Source organism: Emticicia aquatilis (genome assembly GCF_014644295.1).
Classification (GTDB): domain Bacteria; phylum Bacteroidota; class Bacteroidia; order Cytophagales; family Spirosomataceae; genus Emticicia; species Emticicia aquatilis.
The window spans coordinates 61,393-87,837 of record NZ_BMKK01000006.1; the positions used below are offsets into that span (position 1 = coordinate 61,393).

General features: G+C 33.0%; 18 protein-coding genes. 5 read left to right on the plus strand and 13 right to left on the minus strand.

Annotated features, from left to right (window positions below):
- Positions 1-275: 275 nt before the first annotated feature.
- Positions 276-3,704: an isoleucine--tRNA ligase gene (gene ileS, locus IEX65_RS15385; protein ID WP_188766992.1), complete on the minus strand. Its 3,429-nt coding sequence runs from the start codon at positions 3,702-3,704 to the stop codon at positions 276-278.
- A 251-nt stretch (positions 3,705-3,955) separates the two neighbouring features.
- On the opposite strand from ileS, the gene IEX65_RS15390 reads away from it, so the two are divergent.
- From IEX65_RS15390 to IEX65_RS15410, 5 genes are all read left to right on the plus strand, one after another.
- Entirely contained in the window at positions 3,956-5,386 is a 1,431-nt protein-coding gene (locus tag IEX65_RS15390) for a DUF1800 domain-containing protein (protein ID WP_188766994.1), read from the plus strand.
- Between the two features lie 34 nt (positions 5,387-5,420).
- Positions 5,421-6,623, plus strand: coding sequence for a DUF1501 domain-containing protein (locus IEX65_RS15395; protein WP_188766996.1), 1,203 nt, complete (start codon positions 5,421-5,423; stop codon positions 6,621-6,623).
- Positions 6,624-6,776: 153 nt separating this feature from the next.
- A complete protein-coding gene (locus tag IEX65_RS15400; RefSeq protein WP_188766997.1) occupies positions 6,777-8,789 on the plus strand; it encodes a T9SS type B sorting domain-containing protein in 2,013 nt (670 codons plus the stop codon).
- A 9-nt stretch (positions 8,790-8,798) separates the two neighbouring features.
- Positions 8,799-10,265 carry a capsule assembly Wzi family protein gene (locus tag IEX65_RS15405; RefSeq protein WP_188766998.1) on the plus strand — a complete coding sequence of 489 codons (1,467 nt, stop codon included), beginning with the start codon at positions 8,799-8,801 and terminating at the stop codon, positions 10,263-10,265.
- 48 nt (positions 10,266-10,313) lie between these two features.
- Positions 10,314-11,819, plus strand: coding sequence for a capsule assembly Wzi family protein (locus IEX65_RS15410; protein ID WP_188766999.1), 1,506 nt, complete (start codon positions 10,314-10,316; stop codon positions 11,817-11,819).
- On the opposite strand, the gene IEX65_RS15415 is transcribed toward IEX65_RS15410, so the two are convergent.
- The 12 genes from IEX65_RS15415 to hisH form a co-directional block, all read right to left on the minus strand.
- On the minus strand, positions 11,784-13,727 hold the full coding sequence (locus IEX65_RS15415; RefSeq protein WP_188767000.1) for a polysaccharide biosynthesis protein: 1,944 nt from the start codon (positions 13,725-13,727) through the stop codon (positions 11,784-11,786). The two genes, IEX65_RS15410 and IEX65_RS15415, sit on opposite strands and share 36 nt — an antisense overlap.
- A gap of 185 nt (positions 13,728-13,912) precedes the next feature.
- Positions 13,913-15,244, minus strand: a complete 1,332-nt coding sequence (locus IEX65_RS15420; protein ID WP_188767001.1) for a phage tail-like protein — start codon at positions 15,242-15,244, stop codon at positions 13,913-13,915.
- A 97-nt stretch (positions 15,245-15,341) separates the two neighbouring features.
- Positions 15,342-16,304, minus strand: a complete 963-nt coding sequence (locus IEX65_RS15425; RefSeq protein WP_188767002.1) for an MraY family glycosyltransferase — start codon at positions 16,302-16,304, stop codon at positions 15,342-15,344.
- A complete protein-coding gene (locus tag IEX65_RS15430) occupies positions 16,291-17,199 on the minus strand; it encodes an NAD-dependent epimerase/dehydratase family protein (RefSeq protein WP_188767004.1) in 909 nt (302 codons plus the stop codon). Before IEX65_RS15430 ends, IEX65_RS15425 begins: the two co-directional genes overlap by 14 nt.
- 2 nt (positions 17,200-17,201) lie before the next feature.
- Entirely contained in the window at positions 17,202-18,023 is an 822-nt protein-coding gene (locus tag IEX65_RS15435) for a glycosyltransferase (RefSeq protein ID WP_188767005.1), read from the minus strand.
- A complete protein-coding gene (locus IEX65_RS15440; RefSeq protein WP_188767006.1) occupies positions 18,020-19,129 on the minus strand; it encodes a glycosyltransferase in 1,110 nt (369 codons plus the stop codon). The genes IEX65_RS15435 and IEX65_RS15440 overlap by 4 nt, the downstream gene beginning before the upstream one ends.
- Positions 19,130-19,137: 8 nt before the next feature.
- A complete protein-coding gene (locus IEX65_RS15445; protein ID WP_188767007.1) occupies positions 19,138-20,511 on the minus strand; it encodes an O-antigen polymerase in 1,374 nt (457 codons plus the stop codon).
- A gap of 52 nt (positions 20,512-20,563) precedes the next feature.
- The gene (locus tag IEX65_RS15450) at positions 20,564-21,442 is read right to left on the minus strand and encodes a phytanoyl-CoA dioxygenase family protein (protein ID WP_188767008.1); all 879 of its coding nucleotides are present in this window, start codon (positions 21,440-21,442) and stop codon (positions 20,564-20,566) included.
- A gap of 4 nt (positions 21,443-21,446) precedes the next feature.
- Positions 21,447-22,865, minus strand: coding sequence for a capsular polysaccharide export protein, LipB/KpsS family (locus IEX65_RS15455; RefSeq protein WP_188767009.1), 1,419 nt, complete (start codon positions 22,863-22,865; stop codon positions 21,447-21,449).
- Between the two features lie 1,152 nt (positions 22,866-24,017).
- A complete protein-coding gene (pseI, locus tag IEX65_RS15460) occupies positions 24,018-25,052 on the minus strand; it encodes a pseudaminic acid synthase (protein ID WP_188767010.1) in 1,035 nt (344 codons plus the stop codon).
- A gap of 8 nt (positions 25,053-25,060) precedes the next feature.
- The gene (hisF, locus tag IEX65_RS15465) at positions 25,061-25,843 is read right to left on the minus strand and encodes an imidazole glycerol phosphate synthase subunit HisF (protein WP_188767011.1); all 783 of its coding nucleotides are present in this window, start codon (positions 25,841-25,843) and stop codon (positions 25,061-25,063) included.
- Positions 25,836-26,438, minus strand: coding sequence for an imidazole glycerol phosphate synthase subunit HisH (gene hisH / locus IEX65_RS15470; RefSeq protein WP_188767012.1), 603 nt, complete (start codon positions 26,436-26,438; stop codon positions 25,836-25,838). Before hisH ends, hisF begins: the two co-directional genes overlap by 8 nt.
- Positions 26,439-26,445 lie beyond the last annotated feature (7 nt).

Below are 26,445 nucleotides of genomic sequence, written 5' to 3' on the forward strand. Positions count from 1 at the left end.
TGTATTTATATGAGTCAAATATAAGAAAAATTAGCCAAAACAGACCATTTCGCACCATATCAAACCAAAAAATAAAGACTGAAAATCCTTGTGTCGGCGGTTCGATCCCGTCCATCACCACCAAAATATAAAAGTCTGATAATCAAGCGATTATCAGACTTTTTTTGTTTTAAATCTATGTTAAATTTGGTTTTATAGATTGTTACATACAAAAATCCCTCACCGCTATTTCAGCCATGAGGGATTTATTGTCTATTGTATTTTGGAGTGAAATTTTACGCTCTCACTTCAACCGTAACTACGAGCATAAACTCATCCATTTCGATTTCTACGGCATTGGCTGGACTTTCAGACAATACTTCCAACGAAAGAGCTTGCACTTCTTGACTAATGTATTCTCGATTGGCTTCTACGGCAGCAGTCAAGGCTTCATTATTATTTAAAAGTTTGATGCTAATTTTATCGGTTACTTCAAAGCCAGTGTCTTTTCTGTAATTTTGGATACGATTCACAAAATCACGAGCGATACCTTCTTGGCGTAATTCTTCCGAAATATTAATATCTAAAGCAACAGTTATTCCTTTATCTGAAACTACTAACCAACCTGGAACGTCTTCAGTTTGGATTTCGACATCTTCTAAAGCAATTAAGAATTGAGAATTAGGAATTAAGAATTGTTTTTCTTTTTCTAAGACCTTCAAGTCTTCCGCACTTAACTGATTGATTCCTTCGGCAATTAACTTCATATCCTTACCATATTTCGGGCCGAGAGCTTTGAAGTTTGGTTTTACTTTCTTTTTCAAGATTCCCGAATCATCATCAATGTACTCGATGGCTTTGATATTTACCTCCGACTTGATGATATCTTCTACATGGCGAATTTGTTCTCGTGTGCTTTCTGATAAAACTGGAATCAAGATACGTTGCAATGGCTGACGTACTTTGATTTTGTGCGTTTTACGCAATGAGTGAATCAACGAAGAAACCGTTTGCGATAACTCCATCGAAGTTTCGAGATTCGCATCTACCCAGCTTGCATCATAAGTTGGCCAATCAGTAAAGTGTACTGACTCATGTCGAAGTGGCGAATTACTTGCTTTGGCTTCTTCACGAATAGAATCTGTCAGGCTTTTGTATAACCAATCTCCATAGAATGGTGCAATCGGCGACATCAACTGAGCAACTGTTACCAAACATTGTTGGAGTGTTTCGTAGGCTGCTTTTTTGTTTTCAGTCATTTCTCCCTGCCAGAAACGACGACGGCACAAACGCACATACCAGTTAGAAAGTTGGTCGCAAACAAAATCTTGCACCAAACGCCCTGCTTTAGTTGGATTATAATCATCGAACTGTTCACCTACTTCTTTGATGAGCGTATATAATTTCGATAAAATCCAACGGTCCATTTCTGGAAGATTGGCATAAGGCACTCTATCGGTTTCCGACATCTTATAATTATCAAGATTTGCATAAAGTGCAAAGAAATTATACGTGTTGGTAAGCGTTCCGAAAAATTTATTACGCACCTCGGTGATTCCATCCAAATTAAAGCGAAGATTGTCCCAAGGCTCGGCGTTTGTAATCATGTACCAACGAGTTGGGTCAGCACCGTATTTACCCAAAGTATCGAATGGGTCGATGGCATTTCCGAGACGTTTCGACATTTTATTGCCGTTTTTATCCAAAACAAGGCCCGTTGAAACCACGTTTTTGAAGGCAATCGAATCATACAACATTCCAGAAATAGCGTGAAGTGTAAAGAACCAACCACGAGTTTGGTCAACACCTTCGGAGATAAAATCGGCTGGATAATTTGCGTCGAAAATCTCTTTATTTTCAAACGGATAATGCCATTGTGCAAAAGGCATCGCCCCCGAATCGAACCAAACGTCAATTAGGTCAGTTTCACGCTGCATGAGTTTTCCACTTGCCGAAACCAAGAAAACCTCATCAACATAAGGGCGGTGCAGGTCAAATGTTGAATGAGTGAATGAGTGAATGAAAGATTCATTCTTTTTGCGTTGCTCCTCATTCAATACATCATCTTTCAAGGCATGTTTAATACCATTAACCAATTCTTCAACCGAGCCGATACACACTTCTTCACCATCTTCCGAACGCCAAATTGGTAGTGGAGTTCCCCAATAACGGCTACGACTTAAATTCCAATCAACTAAGTTTTCGAGCCAGTTGCCAAAACGACCAGTTCCTGTACTTTCAGGTTTCCAGTTGATAGTTTTGTTCAGTTCTACCAACTTATCTTTCATAGCCGTTGTGCGAATAAACCAACTATCAAGTGGGTAATAAAGCACAGGCTTATCGGTTCTCCAACAATGCGGATATGTGTGTTCGTAACGCTGTACGTTGAAAGCTTTATTTTCGGTTTTTAGTTTAATCGCAATTCGCTCATCAACCGAAAGATATTTGTCACGGCCTTGTTTGATTCTTTCTGCCTCTTTTTCGTCGTCGGTCAAATAGGCTTCTTTTACGTACTCTAAAGCAAAATCAGTGATTTCTTTCACGAAACGTCCTCTACGGTCAACCACAGGCACATCTTTTCCTGTTTCGTCTTTCACCATGATTGACGGAATGCCGTGTTGTTGAGCAACTCTAAAGTCATCTGCACCAAAAGTTGGTGAAGTATGTACAACACCAGTACCATCTTCAGTTGTCACGAAATCTCCGATAATTACTCTGAATGCAGGAGCTTCGGGTTGCACATAAGGAAGTAGTTGTTCGTACTCAATTCCTTCCAAATCTGAGCCTTTACACTCAGCAATGATTGTCCAAGGAATGATTTTTTTATCAGAAGACTCAAAACCTTCAAAATCTCCATCTTTACCTTTTTCGGAGAAATACTTCCCGATTAGGTCTTTTGCTAAGACCACATTTACAGGTAAATATGTGTATGGATTGAAAGTTTTCACCAAAACATAGTTGATGTTTTTTCCAACCGTCAAAGCCGAGTTTGCAGGAAGTGTCCACGGTGTTGTCGTCCAAGCAAGTATGAAGACTTCTCCTTCACTTGCTTTAAACAAAAACTCAGATTTATGATTTTCGATAACCTTAAATTGGGCAGTTAAAGATGTATCTTTTACGTCTTTGTACGTGCCTGGCATATTTAGTTCGTGCGAACTTAATCCTGTGCCTGCCGCTGGTGAATATGGTTGAATTGTATAGCCTTTATAAAGCAATCCTTTATTGTAGAATTCTTTCAATAAATGCCAAATACTTTCGATGTATTCGTTTTTATAAGTAATATACGGATTTTCGAGGTCAACCCAATAACCCATTTTTTCGGTCAAATCGTCCCATTGGTCGGTAAAACGCATGACCGTTTCACGACATTTTTGGTTATACTCTTCAACTGTTATTTTCTTACCAATATCTTCTTTTGTAATGCCAAGTTCTTTTTCTACTTGAAGCTCAACGGGTAGGCCATGTGTATCCCAACCACCTTTGCGTTTTACCTGAAAACCACGGAGAGTTTTGTAGCGACAAAAAATATCTTTAATCGAACGAGCCATTACGTGGTGAATTCCAGGCGTACCATTTGCTGATGGCGGCCCCTCGAAAAATGTAAAAGTCGGTGAACCTTCACGTACCTCAATAGATTGCTCAAAGATTTTGTTTTCTTTCCAGAAAGCTAAAACTTCATCGGCAATAGCGGCATAATTGACTGATTTATATTCTTTGTATTGCATAGTGAGTGAAAAATTAGACAGGATTAAGCGATTTTTAGATTAGTAAGATTAAAACAACTACGATTAATTTACGTCGTTAGAATTTAAAATTCTCTCAAAAAATCGTGTCCATCTTGTAATCCTTATAATCCTGTCAAGATTAAGGGTGCAAAGATAAGGATTTTTTACCCTCCGAAGAACATAATTATATTGCTTATTAAACCTTTATCTACTTTTTTATATCCAAAGGTTATTGAAAAAACAGAAAGGTCATGCTACAAAAACATATTCAACATTTATATTGGCGTGCAGGCTTCGGAGAGCCTTATGCGGTTGTTCAAGCAGCACAGAGGCAGTCTGCACGACAAGTTTTCAAACAAATGTTAAGTGATTCAGAAGATTTTCGACCGATTGATATAGTTGATTTACGTGAAGTTGTTGCTGAGTTTCGGCAACTGCGTGAAATGCGTGATATAAAAAAAGAAGGTAATAGAGAAGAAGTACGTGATAAACTGAAAGATTTACAGAAGGATAGAAAAGAAGAACAAGGTACACTCAATACAAATTGGATTGACTTAATGGTGACTTCGAGAGGAGTTTTACGAGAAAAAATAGCTTTGTTTTGGCATGGACATTTAGTTTCGAGAAGTCTGAATCCTGCTTTTTCGCAAAGTTATCTGAATACACTCCGTGAACACGCTCTCGGAAAATTTGGCGATTTACTCATGGCGGTTTCAAAAGAACCTTCGATGCTGCAATTTCTGAATAACAAACAAAATAAGAAACGTAGTCCGAACGAAAATTTTGCTCGTGAATTAATAGAGCTTTTCACGCTCGGACGAGGAAACTACACCGAAAAAGACATCAAGGATGTCGCCAGAGCATTTACGGGCTGGGATTTTGATTTGCAAGGAAAGTTTATTTTCAGAGAATTTCAACACGATAACGGAGAGAAAACCATTTTTGGAAAAACGGGCAATTTCAAAGGTGAAGATGTAATTGAGATGATTTTGGAGCGAAAAGAAACAGCCCAGTTTCTGACCGCCAAAATTTATAAATATTTCGTCAACGAAAATATAAGTGGAAAAGAGAAGCGAATCGCGGAATTAAGCAAGCGTTTTTACAAAACCAATTATGATATTGCCGATTTGCTCGAAAATATCTTCACGGCCGACTGGTTTTACGACCAAGAAAATATTGGCTCGCACATAAAATCGCCAGTAGAATTGTTGGTGGGAATCAAACGAACCCTCGGAGCGACGTTTGAAGACCAACAACCCGATTTATTTATTCAGAAAGTTTTGGGGCAAGTATTACTTTATCCGCCCAATGTTGCTGGCTGGGCAGGAGGCAAAAACTGGATTGATAGTTCGAGTCTGCTTTTTAGGATGCAACTACCAGCAATGTTGTTTTTAGGTAAAGAAGGCAGTATTTCTGCCAAGAAAGATGGCGATATAAATACCGAGTATCAAACAAAAAAGCGAAATTTCAAGGCGAGTGTCGATTGGAGTAATTTCAGTAGAGCTTTTACTGAGAACGAAAAAAAATTTGTTGACGAAATAAGTCAATATTTATTTCAAGTAACTGCTAATGAGTCATTCATTCAAAACATTGTGAATAAATTTCAGCAATCTTCAAACGAAGAAAACATCAAACAAACAGCTATTGCACTAATGATGCTACCCGAGTATCAAGTTTGTTGATTTACTTTTCTCCCAAAAACTTAACTTTAAAACCATGACTTCAAGAAGAGCATTTATAAAAAAATCGGCTTTTGCTACCGTTGGTGGCATGATGATACCTAATTTTTTGAAAGCATTTGAAATGCAACATTTAGGTCAAAGCCAAACAACTGATAAGATTTTGGTAGTCATTCAGCTTTCGGGAGGAAATGATGGTTTGAATACCATTGTGCCTTACCGAAATGACATTTACTACAAATCTCGCCCAAGTATTGCAATTCAAAGTGAGAAAGTGCTAAAACTCAATGATGAAGTAGGCTTAAACTCTGCTATGGAATCGCTCAGAGCTTTGTATGATAACGGACAAATGAGTATTATCAATAATGTGGGTTATCCAAACCCTGACCGTTCGCATTTTCGCTCAATGGATATTTGGCAAACCGCCAGCGAATCGACCGAATACTTAAACACAGGGTGGATTGGTCGCTATTTAGATGCCAATTGTGCAGGAAATTGTGTTCCGTACCAAGCATTAGAAATTGATGATACACTGAGTCTTTCGATGAAAGGAGAAAAAGTAAAAGCACTCTCAGTACAAGACCCCGAAAAGCTGTATAAACAAGTAAGTGGTAATTTTATTAATAAAGTTGCCCAAAACTCAGCAGCCCAAGGACATGATAATGTTGCGTATTTGTACAAAACATTGGCAGAAACAGCTTCTTCGGCTGAGTTTTTACACACAAAATCAAAGATATATAGGAGTTCGAGCATATATCCACAAGGAGAGTTGGGGCAACGCTTGAAAACAATTTCGGAACTAATAATTTCGGGAATGTCAACAAATATTTATTATGTGAGTATTTCTGGATTTGATACGCATTTCAATCAAGTCAATCAACAAGAGCGACTGTTAAAAAACTATGCCGAGTCGGTAAATGCTTTCGTGAACGATTTGAAGAAAAATGATAAGTTTAAAGAGGTAGCCATCATGACCTTTTCAGAATTTGGAAGGAGAGTCAAACAAAATGCCAGCGGTGGAACCGACCACGGCACAGCTAATAATGTGTTTTTGATGAGCGAAAACCTAAAGCGACCAAAAGTTTTGAATGAAGCTCCCAACCTCACAGATTTAGACGAAGGTGACTTGAAGTTCTCTGTGGATTTTAGACAAATCTATGCTTCACTTCTAAAAGATTGGCTAAAAACAGAGAGTAAGGCCATTTTAGGAAAGAATTTTGAAAGTCTGAAAATATTATGACCCTTTTCTATTTTGCAGTCAGGACTCAGAACTCCTAATTCAGAACTTTATTATTAACCATTAAATAAAAAACGAAATAAATTCAGACTTTATCATCAGAGAATACGTTATTTATATGCAAATTTGTAGTTAATATAGGCTCACTAACCATATATGAATAACCTTTCCAAAATTATTATTCTGCTTCTGTTTTCAACTACTGTTTTCGCACAAGGTGTTTGCGATATTACAACAGGGATTGAAAAAGGTGGATTTTCTTTTGATGATCCTTCAACAGTATGTATTGGACAAGCAGTTAAACTTAAAGACAATTCAGGTGGAACTGGTGTCAGATATATTTTTGGTTATACTGGTCAACCTGCCTCCCAGCTTTCAAGTATTAGTTCTCAAACCAATCTTGACTATACTTTTCTTGCTGCTGGGCAATATACTGTTCTCCAATATGGTAAGAGGAATGGTAAGGATATGTATTATTGTGATGTGGTTTATGTGAGGGAGAATAATAAACCAGATATAAGTTATGAAGCATGTGATAATACAAGAATTACATTAACAATAAGGAACTCACCCATTAACAATTTTGATTCTTATCGAATAAAATGGAGTGATGGTAGTATTGATAACATACCTATAGGAACAGTTTTACCATATTCTGTAAAAAAAACATTTGCCCCATCCAGCACTCAAAATATTTTAGTTGAAGGGTTATATACCATACCCAACAATTGCCCTGCACCCCAACCAATTTCCGTTAAAATGGACAGAGGCGATATGTTTCCACGCATAGAAAAAGTTGAATTGAGTGAAGATGGAAAACAGGCTACTATCAATCTAATTGGAAACCCAGATGCAGATTACTTTCTATCAAGTCGTTCTATTGACCAAAATGGAGTTGTACCTAATAATACGATGCCTAAAGTAAAAGTTGGTTCTATAAAAGTTTCGATTCCTGACCCACAAAAAAGCCAATGCTTTTCAGTCGGCAGAGTAGGACAAGCTGGTTGTTTTGAATTCTCTAACGAAATTTGCACAATCCCTTTTACACTAAAACCAATTAACGACAAATACCAACTAACTTGGCAAACAATATCAACAGGAAAAACGCAAAATACAGGTGTTTTTACATTTATCAATCAAGTTAATACCCAAATAATCAGAGATGAAAATGGAGCTAATAAGACAACTTTTAATAATGTGAGTAGTCCGTATATAGATAACACAGCAGATTGCAATAAAAAATACTGCTACACATTATCATCAAAAATTACTGTTTCTTATGCTGGTTATACTGGTGCTAATTATATTGAAACTGCAACAGTAAGTCAAAAACAATGTATTGACCGTAAAGAAATACATCCTCCAGCCATAACTGATGGCTTAGTGAGTGTAAACGCGGCAAATAATGTTCAATTTACATTCAAGGATAATAGTTCATGGAATTTAGATAGGAAATTGTATCGACTCTATCGATTAGAAGAACCACTTCAGAAAAAAATTGATAGTACAAATACTATTAGGCCATTTTTAGACACAGGAGTTAACGCTTCTGAAAAATCGTATTGTTACAAAGTTTCATTTGTAGATAAATGTGGGAGTGAATCTGATTTTTCTCCAGCTTTCTGTACAATATTTTTAAATGAGAATGCCCTAAGAAACTTAGAATGGACAAATACCTCACCATTTGGAAATACTGCAATTAAAGAGTTTGAGGTTTTAAGTTATAATGAACAAACAAATACGACAACAGTAGAAACAAGCAAGACCGCATCTGAGACTATATTTGTGCCAGTTCTTGATAAATTTGAAGAAGAAGCCAAGTTCCAAGTAAAAACGATATCAATTGATGGCGAAGAGAGTTTTTCAAATATCTACATTATTCCAATTGCCGTAAAACTATTTTTACCCGATGCTTTTACCCCGAATAATGATAGTATAAATGAAAACTTGGAGATAAAGGGCTCTATAAAACGTATAACAACTTTTGAATTACAAATTTACAATCGTTGGGGGAATCCTGTATTTATTTCTAATGATATAAATTTACAATGGGATGGCACGTTTCAAAATGCCTTGGCACCATCTGACACCTACACATATAAGATTTATGCCAAGGTTAATGATGGCAAAGAAGTAAATAAGACTGGTAAACTTTTGCTGATAAGATAAACAAAAAATATGACTCGAAATAGTCTTTTGTTGATAGTATTCCTCACTATTTATGTCAACATCTCATATTCACAGGGCTTCTTTTCAAACATTAAATATCGAGGAGAGGTCAGCACTTACCTATCTACATCAAACATAACTCCGTTTTGGCTTCGCTCAAATCAATACGGGATTATACCTACTTCTCCCCCCATCTTATCGCTTAATGGTTCCGCTCATAAAGAATATGATTCTACTAAAATAGAACAGAGAACCGGAAAATTTGGCTATGGCTATGGCTTGAATGGAGTTATAAATATTGGCAATGAGAGTCAAATTTTGATTCCAGAAGCCTATGTTAAAGTTCGCTATGGTACATTTGAGATTTATGTTGGACGGAGAAAAGAGATTATAGGGCTGGTTGATACAATGCTAACTTCTGGTTCATATATTTGGTCGGGCAACGCTCTACCAATTCCTAAAATTCAGATTTCCATACCCAATTATACTTCTATTCTCGGGCATGGCTTATTGTCAATAAAAGGTAGTTTTGCACACGGTTGGTTTGGCAACCAAACATATGTAAAAAATTATTACTTACACCAAAAATCGTTATATGGACGTATAGGAAAGCCCAACTGGAAAATAAATTTTTATAGTGGGTTTAATAGCCAAGTACAATGGGGGGGCTATGCTCCACTATTAGTAAACGATAATTATAGTTCACAAAATGGACATCTACCCTCCGACTTTAATGCCTTGATGGGCGTTGCTTTTCCATTACCCTTTGTCAGAAATGCATTCCCTCCTAAAATCAAGTTAGGTTATGATAGTGAGAACTATGGTGGGAATCAGTTAGGTAGTGTCGATTTCGCAGGCGAATTAAAATTACCTCAAATCAATATTTTATTTTATCGTCAATTACCTTATGACTTAGGTAGTCTTTTCTCAAGTTTAGTAAATGCCGATGATGGCCTATATGGAATAGCTCTAAAATTTAAAAAGCCTATTTTTACAGTTAATAAAATTACAGTCGAGGGCTTCCACAGCTATAATCAAGGGACTTATCGTTCGGGTATTGCTCGATTATTAAATATTCAAGATAAGCATTTTGGAGAACCTCACGGCTACTTTCAACATGGTCAATATCAAGATGGCTGGCGTTATAATGAAAACATAATTGGTTCGCCTCTAATGTTAGATAGACACAATGAAACTATTTATAATGCTACTATTCCTGCGAGCAGTTTTAATCAAGTTAAAAGTATCTATTTAGCATTGGAGGGAAACAGGAAAAGGTATAATTATGGTATAAAAACAAATTATTCGTTATACCGTCAAAACATTATTAGAAATATTAATCAATTCTCATTTCTTGCATATACTGATTTTTTTGTGAGACAGGAATATCAAATTAAAGTTTCAGTTGCTGGTGATTACGGGACAAAGTTAAAAAATAGTAGTGGCGTATCGGTTTCTGTGCTAAAAAAATGGTAATGGCGTAAATATGTTTTATCTTTGGAAACTTGATAACTCTCTAATTCTATGCAGCAGTACCTTATTATCTCAAAAATACCATCTTTTAAACTTTTTTTGAGTATTCTAACCATCAATGTTTGTTTAGCACAAGGTGTCACCAAAAACATCCGATACGAACTCGAATCTGGTATATATCTATCTACATCAGGTCAAAACCCTTTTTTATTACGTTCTAATCAATATGGAATCATTCCTTTAGAATCACAATTTTTAACCCTAAGAGGAGCTACACACAAAGAATACGATTCTACAAAAAACGAGCAAAACAAACAAAAAAGATTTAGTTACGGGTACGGAATAAGTACGGTTATCAATGTTGGTAAGGCAAACCAAATTATCCTACCAGAAGCCTACTTGAAAGGACGTTATGGAGTATTTGAGTTTTATGGAGGACGGAGGAAAGAAGTAGTAGGCTTAGTCGATACAACGCTTACATCTGGCTCATATATTTGGTCTGGTAACGCCTTGCCATTGCCAAAACTCCAAATTTCAATTCCTAACTATGTTTCAATTCTTGGTAAAGGCCTTATCTCTATCAAAGGAGCCTATGCTCATGGTTGGTTTGGGAGCAGTGATTCTACCAAAAACTTCTTTTTACATCAAAAATCTCTATATGGAAGAATTGGCAAGCCTAATTGGAGGGTTAAAATGTATGCTGGGTTTAATCATCAAGTACAATGGGGAGGAAAACCACATAAACCTTATATTGAAAAGGAAACAGGCAAACTCATTACGAACTATGGAAACGATTTCAATACGTATTTATATGTTATTTCGGGGGTTTCTCTCAACCGAAAAGGAGATGGTATATCAAAAGATGGTATTCCTATCAATGATGCTTGGAATCGTTCGGGCAATCATTTGGGCAGTGTTGATATTGCCACAGAAATGTGTTTTAATAAATTTGATTTATTTCTTTATCGTCAAAGTTTTTATGAAGACGGTTCATTGTTCTATTTGGGCAATATCACCGATGGGCTATTGGGCCTTTCGTATAAAAGAAAAAATACAAATGCAGGGTTAATAAAATTTACTTTTGAGTTTATCAATACAAAAAGTCAAGGAGGGCCAGGTGGAAGTGGTAGTACGATTCCGCAAATTAGAGGTGGCGACAACTATTTTAATAATGGCTTTTATCAGTGGATTTACAAAGGTAATACAATTGGAACACCATTTATAATACCTCTTCGAAATATTCAACAAGAAGTCTTTACACCCAATTATGCTTCTATTTCTAAATCCATACCATCAACCTATATGGTAGTCAATAGACTTTCCGGATTTTTTTTAGGGGCTTACTATCGAATGAAAGAAATTTCTTTTCTAACAAAATTCTCAAATACAAACAATCATGTATATGGTGTAGATAAGAAGTTTAATCAAACTTCTATACTGCAAAGTGCACAATTTTCTTACAAAAAGAATATCGTATCTTCCCAGATATCTTATAATTCAGATGCTTTGTTTAAGTCTAATTTAGGTATTGGCCTGCAGCTCATGCGTACTTTCTAATTTGTCTAATTTTTCGTAAATAGAGTTGTTACTGAGATATTCTGGGATAAGTTTCTTGAGTGCCGCAACTATCTCAATATTATTCATCTTTGCAATTATCGTTTCTAACTTTTGAAACTCTGTTGATAATATATCAAAATCTTCTGCAACAACTTTTGCAATCATAATTTTATTGTGATATGTAGGAATTGTATTTTCATTACTATGCAGAAGCTCTTCAAATAGTTTCTCCCCTGGACGCAATCCCGTAAATACAATCTTAATATCTCTATCCAAGACCAAACCAGACAATTGCACCATTTTTTTTGCTAAATCAACAATTTTGACAGGTTCACCCATATCAAATACATACACTTCACCACCCTTTCCCATTGTTCCTGCTTCCAAAACAAGTTGGCACGCTTCAGGAATAGTCATAAAATAGCGAATAATATCTGGGTGTGTAACAGTTATTGGCCCACCGACCTCAATTTGTTTTTTGAATAGAGGAATCACGGAACCATTTGAACCCAATACGTTGCCGAATCGAGTAATGATGAACCGTGTACTATTTCCATGATAACTGTTCAAGCCCTGCACATACATTTCTGCCAAACGCTTGGTTGCCCCCATTACATTAGTAGGATTTACGGCCTTATCAGTTGATACCATCACAAACTTCTCAACGCCGTATTTAGATGAAAGATTCGCTACATTCTTTGTGCCAAATACATTTACTTTAACGGCATTATATGGATTTTTTTCCATCAAAGGCACATGTTTGTAAGCTGCTGCATGAAAAACTACTTGTGGGCATTCTTCTCTAAATAATTTTTCAACTGATTTTTCACTCGAAACATTCAAAATTTCAACTCTGATATTTGGTAAAACTCCGCCAATATCCATTCGTATTAATTCAGTTTCTAAATCATATAGAGCAGATTCGGCTTGGTCAATCAATACTAACTTACTGGGAGAAAACTTAATTAATTGCCGAACTAACTCACTACCAATAGAACCAGCAGCTCCTGTAATCAATACTTTTTTACCTGTGATAAACTGTTTAACTAACCTATTATTTATCGAAATAGCCTCTCTCTCCAACAAATCTTCAATTTTAATATGTTGAATCTGATTAATATTCAATTCTCCATCCATCCATTGACTAATTGGCGGAATAGTTTTTATTGTAACCTCATTCGACAAAAACTCCTCAACTATTTTTGTTTTTGTAGTTGGTGAAATTGACTGAATCGCAAAAATAACCTCCACATGTCCTCCTTTATTACCCTTGATATAATCATTGATTGCTTCCTTTCTTGAAATTACCTTGACGCCCTCTATTGTCTTATTAATTTTTTGAGGATTATCATCTACAAAGCAAAGAATATTATACTTCTTTTTTTTGTCTTTCATTAAAGTATTCTTCACCATTAAACCAAGGTATCCCGCTCCATAAATAATCACACTTACATTTGTTTTAAACGAGCCTAAGATATTTTCATAAATACTTTTTACTAATAAACGACTAAAAATGAGAGCGAATGAAGAAACAAAATAATCAATTACTAATATAGAAAGTGGCAAATGAAAAAAAACATTTATTTTTCCTCCCCAAGATATAACATAACATAGTAGCAAAATACCCAGTGATAGTGTATTTACCCTAAATAACATTTTTGCATCTTCAATACTTGTATGGCGAACAATACCAGTATATGACTTAAAATACACAAAAACACATATTTTAACTACTAAAATAATGGCCAAATGATACTTAAATAAATTAGGATTGATATATATTAAATCAAAATTAAATCTTAGTATTGAGGCGAAAGAGAATGTTGTGGCACAAATAAATAAATCTAATACTAAAATTAGCCACTTTGAAACAAACCTATCTGCATATTTTTGTAAAAATTGGGACATAGTTTATCAGTTTTTGAGTTTTGGCTAAAACCATCAACAAATTTAGTGAGAAACACTCACACAGCAAGTTTCTGACGATTTATATATATATAATTTTATTATTCGGTAAAAAAAAACCTCTGCCAATTCAGACAGAGGTTATCTTGATAAGTAACATCAGATGCTTAATAGAGAAACATCACTTCTTATTTTTTTAACTTTGCATTTTCTGCTTTCAAAGCCTTAATTTCTTTGTTCATTTCAATCATGTACAACGTCAATTCTTCAATTTTCTCCATTAACTTGGCGGATGTCTGCATTACATCTAAACCATTTTTAGACATTTCTTCTGCTGAAGGTACATTTGGTAAATGTTTGTTCTCTTTCACAAAAGATTCCACTTTATCTAAAGACATCAACTTATATGATGGTTCAAAAACGTAATCAGCCCAATCAGCACTTCCAGCTACTGCGACCTTTATTTTTTCAGTAATCATTCCACCTTTTACCAATAATCGGTATCCACCTGAGGTTGCCGCTGCACGGTCGGCCGCAGCTACTTCACCAACTGCAAGATACTTTGTTGCAAAATCTCCATAAACTAAAGGAGTTGTGGTATTTGAATTTGCTATGTAAAGCGTATTACTTTCAGCAGTTAAAGATGACGTTCTCCCCGCAAAGGCTCCAATATAAATATTACCAGTCCCATTTTTATTCATACCAGCTTCATTTCCAATACCTATATTACTATTTCCTATTGTTCCATTCAAAGCATTCACACCAATTGCTGTATTTTCATTTCCAGTAGTATTGGTGTAAAGTGCATTAACTCCGATTGCCATATTACTTATACCTGTCGTATTACTAAATAGAGCTCTCCCCCCTATCCCAACATTATATGCTCCAGACGTATTATTCTGCAAAGTTTGATAACCTATAGCAGAATTCCAAGTGCCGTTGTTCTTCTCTAATGCTGATGACCCCAAGGCAGCGTTGTATGAACCAGTCGTATTACCGTATAGAGCATACTCTCCTATTGCAAGGTTATATAGACCACTAGTATTAGCTAATAAAGCTTGATTTCCAAGAGTTGTTTGAGTTGGACTTAAATATCCGAATCGTACATTATTAACTCTAAACTCAAGAGGAGTAGCATTTGTTGTTCCGATAAAAGACCCAGCTGGAGCAGCATTTCCTAATAATGTCCAGTCTCCATCTACACCAGCAACTGAATTTGCATCTGTTGTAGTTGTTAGTGGCTTCCAATTTTTACCATCATAAAAGTAAAAACCAGATAACATATCTGTCTGGTACACTATCAATCCATTAGCTGGATTTTGAATTGCATTTCTTTCTTGCAAACTCATACGAGGCATTAATACCCCCTTTGTCGATGATTTAATATCTAACACTGCCGACTCATCAGGCTGAGTTGTTCCAATACCAACATTCGCTCTCTCTTTTTGAGCAAAAGCACCCAAAGTACTTAGCGAAAGAATAGTAGCTACATAAAGCAATTTTGTAATACATGTTTTCATTGTCTTAAATATTAGTTGTTTTAATAAATAATTTGTCAATTTTATAAATACTAAGTACGTGAGTTTTTTAGACTAATTAAAACTTTATTTACAAATTTTATTTAATGGTTATTCCAAATTGTCGCTTTTCTCTAACTATATGCATCAATCCCAACAAAAATAGGAAAGGAATGTAGTATATTATTCTATTTGCTGATTGATTAATAATCCAAATATTTAATATTAATTGTACTCCTGCATATAAAATCGTAACTTGTAAGTGAGACAAGTTATAACTATATACCAATATCTGAAATAAATGAAGTTTATGTGCTTTAAAGATATTTTGTTTAAGCTGCAAACGATAAAGTATAGTGTAGATACTATCCATTCCATAAATAGTGAATAAAAATATATACTTCCAATCGTGGCTTAGATATATCAAGTGGCCTACACAAAAAATCAGTATGTATGCAATCCCAATACTTCCAACATCACCTCCAAAACAAATTGCTTTTTTTCTAAAGTTAAATATTAAAAATACTAAAACACTAATGATAGTTATGTTAGGAAATCCTTGTTCAATGAAAAGAAAAACATAATTATTTATATAAGTCAATGTCAATAATATTACCAAACTGTAAGTACCAGTAATACCGTTAATTCCATCCATAAAGTTATAGGCATTAAGAATACCAACTCCTATTATCACAATAGGTAAAGTCCAATAATAAGAGTAATGGGTATAAAATGACACCTCACAGAGCAGTAAAACCAATGCTCCAAACTGTGTAAACAAACGATAACGATTAGGTACTGTGACAATATCATCTATAAAACTGATGATTACTAAACAAGTGAATCCTAAAAAAAAATAAGGGTAAGAATAGTCTGAATAATAATAAAAATAAATCAAGCCTGCAATCCAATAAACTATTCCTCCACCTCTGATAGTAACTTTAGAATGTAAACTACGCTCATTGGGTTTATCAATAATATTAAAATAATTAGCTATTTTGATATATAGTATCTCAAAAATAAACAAAAAAGCACCCCAAATTAATAGACTATAATTTTTCATCAGCAAAACATTTAATAGTAATTCGTAAGCCTGCTTCGGAAGATATAGGTAAAGGTTTCTTCAGTGCTTTTAATAATTTTTCACTGCTCACTATATAATTTTCAGTTAACTTTTGTAAACGCTCAGTATCTAATGGTAGATGACATATACTGCCTATTTTTGCAATAAATCTAATGACGGATTGATTAATAAACCAAATTTTTGACCTTCGATTTAGCACTTCTCCCATAAGTGTAATTAAACGATTTGTGGACAGCGGTATTTCATCAGCTACATTGTAGATACCCGAAGGAATATCTTCTTGATGTATTAATTCATCAATAACAAAGCATAAGTTTGTAATACTCAAAAAAGAGCGTTTATTTTCAAAACAGCCTAAAGGATATGGAATTCCTTTACTTACTATTTTATACAATAAATTCAAGTTTCCTTTATTCTCATTTCCATGAACCATGCAGGGACGCAAAACATATACTCTTTTTTCATTGGGTATTGGTTTTGAAAAAATATACTGCTCTGCCAATAATTTAGACTTCCCGTAGTGAGTTGAGGGATTAGGTATAACTTCTTCCGTTAGAATACCATCTACGCTATCTGCAACAGCTTTTACTGAACTTAATGTAATAAAAACCTTAGCATTAGAGGCTAAGAACGCATCAAATAGTTTCTTAGTTAAAGCAGTATTTACTTCGTAGTATTCTTCCAATTTTGTTTTTTTTTTTGTGTCGTGTGCTTTACCAGCTAAATGTATGATTGTATCTGTCTCTAATCTAATAAGGTCTTGATTATTGTTTCTTAGTAAAACCTCTGATACATTATTTTCATTAATCTCTAAATACTTTTTTAAGTTTTTTCCAATAAATCCAGTAATACCAGAAATCTGTATATTATACATAATTAATTAAATTGCTCTAAAGTTTTTTTATTTATTTTGTGTCTTTCCTTATCAATAAAAAAACCCCATTTTTTATAATAAGAGAAAGCAGATTTTATGAAAATCTTGAATAATCTAAAACTTTTATTTGCACCTCGCTCATATTCATGATAAACCGATACTAATGGAAAATAAAGTGTCTTATATTTTTGGTGTACTCTCCTCGACAAATCCCAATCTTCAAAATACATAAAAAATGTATCATCATATAGCCCAACCTCTTTAATGGCATTTAAATTCAACAAGGAAAAGCACCCCGAAAGAACAGGTACATTACAAATTTGCTTTTGAGGTACCTTCCTTAATTCATATAAGTCGATAAACTTTCGAAATGCTGTTTTGGGCATCCCTATTTTTCGCCAAATAATTTGAATTGGAGATGGCAATAGTTTTGGCAAATACTGAATTGAACCATCAGGATATAAAATCTGAGGCATCAACATACCTACAGATGAATCCATTTCAATAAACGCAATCATTGTTTCGATGACATTGCCATAAAAAAAAATATCTGGATTGATTACAAAATGATATTTAGCCCCCATATCTATTGCAGACTTAATAGCAATGTTATGAGCAGCTCCGAATCCGATATTCGCATTATTGTGTACATATTCTATTCTATCATCAAGGGTTTTTAATTTTTTTAAACTATTACTTGTCGAATTATCAATTAAATAAAGTCTTACATTTAATTCTGTATCTAAAAAACTTTCAATTGCTTTTCTTAAAGTCTCTGAATCATTATTATACAGTACTATACTGCCAGCTATTACACATTTCATTTATCCTGAAGTAAAATTTGAAATAATTCCTTCCAATTAGAGGCAAAAGGAGATAAAATATTGAGGTCTTTATTACCATCAAAAGTTATATCATTATTAATGTGTTTTCTCATTAAATCAGCTAAAATTTTAGGATTATTAGCATCGAAAAAATTTACTTTTTGATAATACCCTAAGGTTTCGTGGGCATAAGGCAAGTCCACTAATAAAATAGGTTTATTAAAATCTTTAAATTCCGATATAGGAAGTCCCCAAGACTCTAATGTTGAAGGAAAAATTAAAACATCACATTCTTTATATACTTTAAACACCTCTTCTCTGCTCAATAAGCCCAAAAAGTTGATATTAGGCAAATGTTTATACTTATTGTAAATTAATTTAGAGTAAATATTTTCACTACCATCTAATGTTATATAAACTTCAAAGTTAGTAATTTTATTTTCATATAGAATTGCACAAGCATCCCCAATTACTTCAAAATTTTTAAATGGTCTAGGGAAGGCAGGAAAAAAGAAAGTTTTATTTTTTCCATATTTAAAAGCTTCTTTTATATTTGCTGGCACAATTGTGGTTGTTGGTTTAGCAACAATTATTCTTTCTTTTGAAATTGAAAATAAATCACTAAAAGCATCTCTCATCCATGAAGATTGCGTAATTAAATACTTATTAGCCTTTATATTAATTTTATATATATATTTATATAATAATGAAAAGAAAAAAAGAGTTGGCTGCAAATAAATATCTCTAAAATAAACATCTCTAAATATTGAAGCATTATGGCAGTAAACAGCTTGCTTTTCAGCTTTTACAAACGGAGATACATCATGCAATGATAGCCATAAATACACATCCCATTTTTTTGATAATTTATAAAAATAAAAAAATTCGTAAAATAAACGATTTACATATGACTTCCTTGATTTAGGAAATTGTACAAATTCAATATTACTCGATTGATAATGTTCTACCAATTTTATACTGTGGACCAGAATTTTAATATTATATTCATATCTATCATGTACCAATTCCCTTATACAATCATCTAATATACTAAAGGGGCCACCTTCAAATAAATTAATTGCAGATATTACGATAGTTTTTTTCACAGTTGGCATCACTTTACTTTCAAAAATTTAAATAGAATAATAACTTTATTGAATAAACTGGGTATTAAAACAATGGATATCCATGCACCTGTCAAATATGCAACTGCTGGCATTAACGCACCTCTCAAAATAAAAAAAATAAATATGGATGAGTACACTGAAAAAATTTCATCGTAAATTCTTTCAGTATTATACATTTTTTCAAGCCAAACTACAAATAGAGCCAATATAAAACCATAGAGAATGATACCAAATATTCCAAAATCAATATATCCTTCAACAATAAGAGTAGACGAAATGTTATTGAAATGTAGTCCTTCAAACTGCATTAAAAAGTTTCCGATTAATTCACCAGTTGATATAGGCTTACATTCCCAAATTGAACGAGGAACCCAAAATGTGATTGTCCCTAATAATTGATTTCCAAAAGCATATCCATTTTTTCTTACATATAAAATACTTGCCGGTATATTAGCCCAAGCATCATAATGTAAATCGACAAAATGCTCTTTTATTAATTCTCCATAGTTTACAGATTTTTCTCCCCACTCGTCAATGGATATATGTGTTAACAAAGAACTTAGTGGAAATAAGACTACCATCATCACAAATAAAAGTGCAAAAATTTTTATATTTGAATTAATTTTTTTTTTAAATACGAATATAAGTAATGAAATGTAAACAGGCCCTATTGCATTTCGTCTATCTAACAGCGGATTCTTTGTTAAAAAAACTAAGAATAGTAAAATTATAAACCCCACAAATACATAAAAATTCTTTTTTTTTGTCAATATATATACAGACATTGTCACAAAAGGTATCATGTAAAGAACTTTTCTTTGAAACATCGCTACTATTCTTTCATCAGCATCCAACTCTAACTGAAATGTAGATATTATAATTGCCATTTCATTATAGCTCCTTTGTGCAATTATGACACTAAAAAAAAACAATATATACACCATTCTAACACTGTTAGAACTAAACTTACCTACATGCACTTTAAGCGTTGTGTTTTGTAATATAATAAATAATGCAATAAAATATGTTGTTAAAAAAACAAAAACAAAAAGATTGCCACATAATAATAAATCAGTGTCATACTTTGCGTTATTTATTAATTCATAAGAATCATTGTCCAATTGTAAAATTGGAGCAAGAAAATAAAACAAAAACATAAATACAATTACAGCACCACCAGCTATACTAAACCTTTGAATATGTATGTAGTAATATGTCCCAACGAAAATTGGCAATAAATTTAAAATAAAAGATATTTTTAAAATCGAGTCTAAGTGAAGTTGAGAAACGAAAATTATTAAACTCAGAAAAACTACTGCTAATAAGCAAATAATCCTCTTGCTCTTTGTTGTATTTATCACGCTTAATGCTTTTTAGAAGACAAAACTGTATAGCAATTGAAAATGTAACTCCTTATTTCACAAGAAATTTATTGGAATAAATATCAAATTCTTGCTTTTTTTCGAAATTATTAATGTAATTCTTATTCAAAAAAATCGTAGGCATCAAAGCATAGCGTATTTGTAATAGTAATCGCTTTTCAGTTTTAGCTGGCTGTCCTTTATGGAAGCCATAAGTATCTTCAATAAAAGATAGGCCTTTCTTACCTGTGAATTTTCTAAACTTATTTTTACCAAATAAGGCCTCCACTTCTGTATCTTCATATCTTCTTATATCTAACCCTTTAGGTTCTAAATGACTACCCTCCACAAAGACATGAGGCCCCGACTCTTCGGTTACCTCTGTTAAATAAATAAAATATTTGAGAAAACGAATACCATCATTATCTCTATGCAGATTTTCTGCTTGCTCTGCCTTTTCATGACCTGGCAAGGACCACCATGCCTGAATACTATCAATAATAGGTTTACATCCAAAGTATCGCTCACAAACCTCCAATGCAATTGGATTATTGGCAATTTCTAATAGGCGTGGTATTGCTAAAACGTTCTCTATTTGTGCTGTATGTACTTCTTTGGGAGCATCTTCAATGTTAAATTTGCCAAGATATGGTTTCCACGGGTCAAAGCAAATCATATTCGTTAAACTATCTCTTAGCTCATCAGCTTCTTCAGTTGTAATAATATTTGGCATCTCACAATACCCTACTTCTTTTAATTTACTATATAGTTTCTCCCCCTGAATTGTCTTATTTTCCGAAGTAGGTAAAAACTTAGATATAATATCCGCAACAGCTTTACGAATGTGTGGTTTTCTTATTTTCTCTTGAATTAACTGAAATGCAAAAACCCATAGTGGAGCTCTTTTTCGAGAATTAATTGTATAATTCATATGTTTATTTTTTAATTGAATCTATTATCAAATCTATAGTATCTTTATAGTCATCTATTGACATTGATATTTTATAATATCCATACACTGTTGACACCGCATTATTAGAATTAGCTATAGTATCTCTCGATGATTGAGATAAAATCTTAAATAGCTGTTCAAAATTATCAATTTTAGTAACTAAGGGGTGTTTTTCATAAAATACCTTCCCTAACACGATTACTGGCTTACCCAATACCAGAGCCTCAAATCCTACTGTACTTGTCAGTGTAATCACTTTGACACATCTTTTTATTAAAATCTTGGCATCTTGACTAAACGGAATTATTACTACATTAGGGATTTGAGATAGTTTTTTATAAAATGACAACGAAGGAAAGCCAGCAGCACTAATATGGTCTTTAACATATAATTTATACCCAAATGGCAAATTAAATGCGATATTTATAATGGTATTGAGCTCATCATTAAGGTGCCTTGCCCAAATTGATGTAGCAGATTCTGGATGAAAATGTAGTGGATATAAAAAGAATAAATCATTTAACGAGTTATCAATAGGCTCATAGTATTTTTTTATTATTATAGGAAGTTTTATTTTACGTTTTAACTGCATCCAAAAAGTATTAATTGAAGATACAATCGGGTTTCCTAACTGATAAGCATATGGCACATCATTCTTTCTTTCTTTTTTCAGATAAATCAACGACTTAATTAAATACCTAATTTTATCTTTCCTAAGGTAAAGCTGTGCCATTGAATCGGTAGCATTTAGCCCAACTAATTGCATGTAATCTGGCTGAATATTACTAAAGTTTAATAGGTATTTATCTATATATTCTACTGCCTTTTCATCTAATATATCAGCATTATATAAAGCATTATTATACTCTTCTATGTATTGTCTTGAATCTGCATACACTGCATTAAGTACCTCATATCTATTAGGTAAACGTGAATAAATTAATCCTTTATATTTCGCATTAAATAAGGTAGAGATGTTATATGCTGCGTAGTTAAAACTATTTGAAACAGCTTCGTGCCACACTATATCAATTTTTTCTCTTTCAAATATTTCATAAAAAAAATTATATAAGCAAACCATTACTTTATTTGTATAATCTTTGGTATGCTTGTTCCCTATATGATTTGCTCTATCATAATCGCTAAAATATGACTCCCAAATATTAAAATTAGCAATAGAAGTATTTAATAATTTTAAATCATATTTATCTTTATTTAATTTAAAATATTGACTAAAAATGTAGTCAACAGAAAAATCTAAATTTAATGTATATTGATAAAAAAGACTCTCAGATGCAACTATTACATCAAACCCTTCGTTTTCCAATCTTTTGTATAAATCATTTGTGAATATTTTCACATCAGGAGCATTATTTAATAATAATAGAATCTTTCTTCTCATGTTTTAAAAATGATATTATTAATAATAAGATTACCATCAAATAATACGATAACTTAATAAATACAAGGAATTTGATGTTTGTTATGTTGTTGTGATATATAAAGAACAGCACAGTATAATATATAACTGTACTGTATATAGTATTTTTTAAAATAATAAGCCTTTTATCTACTGAATGAAAATAATAAAATAGCACAGCATATATAGAATACAACACATTACCTACCAACGTTATTTGTAGCAAATTTAAGTTTTGAACATATAAAGGAAAAAAACTTATAATATATGAATATAATACATATATAAATAAGTTGGAAATAATTGACAAAAACAGTATTTTTTGTATGAATTTACTGTAATACGCCTTATTTGTGTTTAAAATTAAATCCTTTATATGAACTTGTATCAATGATGTTGGTATAATATTCACTAATGAGAAAAGAGTAAATATAAATATAAAATCTGCCGCAATATCATGAAAATATTCGCTTATTACTATTCTATCAACTGTTGAACTAAGCATTAGAAATAGTGTATTAAGAAATAGTAGATAACTATTCCTCAATACTTCAGCAACATATTTGAAAACTTTAGGAAAAAAATGTATTATTTTAATTAATGTTTTAGAATATACTATTAGATACAAAATTATATATGATAGTAAAATTGCAGAACAGTAAAAAAAAAAGTTTTTGTAAAACACCAATAACAGAAATGGAATTATCGGAAATAAAACATCATTCAATAATAGCAATTTAGAAAATGAAATTAAATCACCTTTAGAACGATAATAAGATTTTAAACTATTAACTAATGCGTAGAAAACCCCTGATAAACTTAAAGACAGATATATATAATTTGTATAACCTAAAATAATCCAAAAAACAAATAGTAATATTGATAATAAAGTAACAATAAAATTTAAACTAACAATATAAAATACACCCCTATAATTAGACGATTGCGGCAGTAGTTTTTCCAAAGCCTGACGCCCACCTAAATCAGTTAAATCGTACATTTGAAATATTGATTTTCCAACATTAAATTGCACAAAATCATTTTTATTAAAAAAAGAGGTAATGTAAAATTGTGTAACTAATGATATTAAAGTTGATAGATATAGTAATAATGTTGTAAAAAATTTGGTTTTCATTAGTAACTTGTCAACGGTGTCCCTTCGGTATAATTTATCTTTGCCACTTTCCCCAACAACCCCTCATAATACTTAGGTTGCATTCCATCCCCTGGACGAATCACTCTAATATTTTTATCAGTAAGTAGTTCTCCAGCTTGAATATCTTTCACTACATAAATTGAGCGTTTGAAAAGCAAACTCTTCTTCTCAGATTCTTGCACCCCATATTGCACAACTCCTAAAGACTGCCAGGCTCTTTCTGTTTCAATAACTAAAGCTTTCAATTCATCAGGTTCAAGAGAAAAAGCTGAATCAACGCCACCTTCGGCTCTACTCAAACAAAAGTGTTTTTCAATTACTGTAGCACCCATCGTTACAGCGGCTATCGGTACTCCAATTCCCATGGTATGGTCACTCAATCCAACCTCACAATTAAATAATTCTTTTAGATGAGGAATCGTTCGAATATTAGAGTTTTCTGGAGTTGCCGGGTAATTACTTGTACATTTTAATAAAATTAAATCGTTACACCCATTCTCTCTCAGTACTCTTACAGACTCATCTAAATTGGCTATTGTACTTGCTCCCGTTGACATAATCACAGGTTTACCTGTTTTTGCGACCTTCTTTAGTAATGGATGATGATTGTTCTCAAAAGAGGCAATCTTGTGAGCAGGAGTATCTAATTTTTCCAAAAAATCGACGGCTGTATCATCAAACGGTGTTGAGAAGCAAATAATCCCATTATCTGCCGCACACTTATACATTGCGTCATGCCATTCCCAGGGCGTATAGGCTTCTTGGTATAGTTCGTATAAATTTCGACCAGCCCAAAGTGAAGTAGAATCCTCAATATCAAATAATCCACCCCTTTGATTAATTGTTAATGTATCAGCCGTATAAGTCTGTAGTTTTATGGCATCTGCACCAGATTTTGCGGCTATTTCTATAATCTTTAAAGCTCTTTCGATTGACTGGTTATGATTCCCAGACATTTCAGCAATAATAAAAGGTTTGTAAGATTGCCCTATATTATAATTTCCTATTTTCATAAAACACATTACTTATTTACACCTTCAGATAAATGATAATCAAATAATCTAACAGGAAGATTGATTTGATTTATGGCATATTTAATATCAAAAGGAGTAAACTGGGTATAATGAAAAATACTTGCTCCTGCTACTCCTGTTACATTAACTTTATCTAATAAATCTGCAAAATGTTCGGGTTTCCCAGCACCTCCACTCGCAATAACGGGTATATTAGTGTCTTTGCGTAGAGTATTGAATAATTCAATATCAAATCCATTCATCATTCCATCATTCTTAACATCATTAATGAATAATTCTCCCGCCCCTGAATCTTCCATTTCTTTTATAAAATCATTTGCTGAACGATTTATTTCGTTTTCATAATGATATACCTTATACTCATTATTTACAGATTTAACATCTACTGAAACAACGATACATTGTGAACCAAATATCTTAACAGCCTCTCGTATAAAACTTGGATTTTTCAAGGCAACGCTTTTTAAAACTACTTTATCAGCTCCTATTTTAAGCAAATTATTAATATCTTCAATAGAGTCAATACCTCCACCAATTGTTACAGGCATAAAACATTCGTTTATTACTTGCTTAACAACTGCTAAATTTATTTTACGTTTTTGTTTTGAGGCAAAAATATCAACAAATACTAATTCATCTACGTTTCGAGAATTATAAACCCTTGCTACTTGCGTTGGGTTGCCAACCATACGAGGATTATCAAATTGCTTGGTTTTAACTAATGCAAACCCATTGAATGATAATATAGGTATAACTCTAATTTTAAGCATAAAAATCTATAAAGTTTTTTAATACCTGTAATCCTGCAGTTTGACTTTTTTCAGGATGAAATTGTGTACCAAAAACATTGTTTTTTTGAACAACTGCTACTAAATCACTCCCATAGTTAACTGTTGCAGCTACATCATTAATGTTTTTTGCATTAAAAAAGTAACTATGTACAAAATAGAAATTACTATCTGTAAGTTTGTCAAAATACTGAGGAATCTTAATACTAATATTATTCCAACCAATATGTGGTACAGGTAAATTAGATTCAGGAATTCTAATTACTTCACCTTCGATAAATCCCAAACCTTCTGTTAGACCATCTTCATATCCTTTTTCAGCTAATAGCTGCATCCCCAAACAAATGCCGAGAAATGGTTTACCTTCTGTAACCTTCTCTCTCAAAAAAGAGATAAGATTTCTTTGTTCTAAATTCTCCATCGCTTGGCGAAATGAACCAACACCAGGAAGTATAATGTATTTTGACTGATTAATTTTTTCAAAATTAGCAGTTACGATACTATCAACATTTAAAAAGCGAAGTGCTTTCTGAACAGAAGCCACGTTACCCATTCCATATTCTACTATTGCCACCATTATCAAG

Bases quoted from the DNA above. Each gene is read 5' to 3' on its own strand.
- ileS (WP_188766992.1), bottom strand. From the start codon at position 3,704: ATGCAATACAAAGAATATAAATCAGTCAATTATGCCGCTATTGCCGAT.
- IEX65_RS15395 (WP_188766996.1), top strand. From the start codon at position 5,421: ATGACTTCAAGAAGAGCATTTATAAAAAAATCGGCTTTTGCTACCGTT.
- IEX65_RS15455 (WP_188767009.1), bottom strand. From the start codon at position 22,865: ATGAGAAGAAAGATTCTATTATTATTAAATAATGCTCCTGATGTGAAA.
- IEX65_RS15450 (WP_188767008.1), bottom strand. From the start codon at position 21,442: ATGAATTATACAATTAATTCTCGAAAAAGAGCTCCACTATGGGTTTTT.
- IEX65_RS15430 (WP_188767004.1), bottom strand. From the start codon at position 17,199: ATGTATAATATACAGATTTCTGGTATTACTGGATTTATTGGAAAAAAC.
- IEX65_RS15400 (WP_188766997.1), top strand. From the start codon at position 6,777: ATGAATAACCTTTCCAAAATTATTATTCTGCTTCTGTTTTCAACTACT.
- IEX65_RS15425 (WP_188767002.1), bottom strand. From the start codon at position 16,304: ATGAAAAATTATAGTCTATTAATTTGGGGTGCTTTTTTGTTTATTTTT.
- IEX65_RS15420 (WP_188767001.1), bottom strand. From the start codon at position 15,244: ATGAAAACATGTATTACAAAATTGCTTTATGTAGCTACTATTCTTTCG.
- IEX65_RS15415 (WP_188767000.1), bottom strand. From the start codon at position 13,727: ATGTCCCAATTTTTACAAAAATATGCAGATAGGTTTGTTTCAAAGTGG.
- hisH (WP_188767012.1), bottom strand. From the start codon at position 26,438: ATGGTGGCAATAGTAGAATATGGAATGGGTAACGTGGCTTCTGTTCAG.
- IEX65_RS15390 (WP_188766994.1), top strand. From the start codon at position 3,956: ATGCTACAAAAACATATTCAACATTTATATTGGCGTGCAGGCTTCGGA.
- IEX65_RS15405 (WP_188766998.1), top strand. From the start codon at position 8,799: ATGACTCGAAATAGTCTTTTGTTGATAGTATTCCTCACTATTTATGTC.
- hisF (WP_188767011.1), bottom strand. From the start codon at position 25,843: ATGCTTAAAATTAGAGTTATACCTATATTATCATTCAATGGGTTTGCA.
- IEX65_RS15410 (WP_188766999.1), top strand. From the start codon at position 10,314: ATGCAGCAGTACCTTATTATCTCAAAAATACCATCTTTTAAACTTTTT.
- IEX65_RS15435 (WP_188767005.1), bottom strand. From the start codon at position 18,023: ATGAAATGTGTAATAGCTGGCAGTATAGTACTGTATAATAATGATTCA.
- pseI (WP_188767010.1), bottom strand. From the start codon at position 25,052: ATGAAAATAGGAAATTATAATATAGGGCAATCTTACAAACCTTTTATT.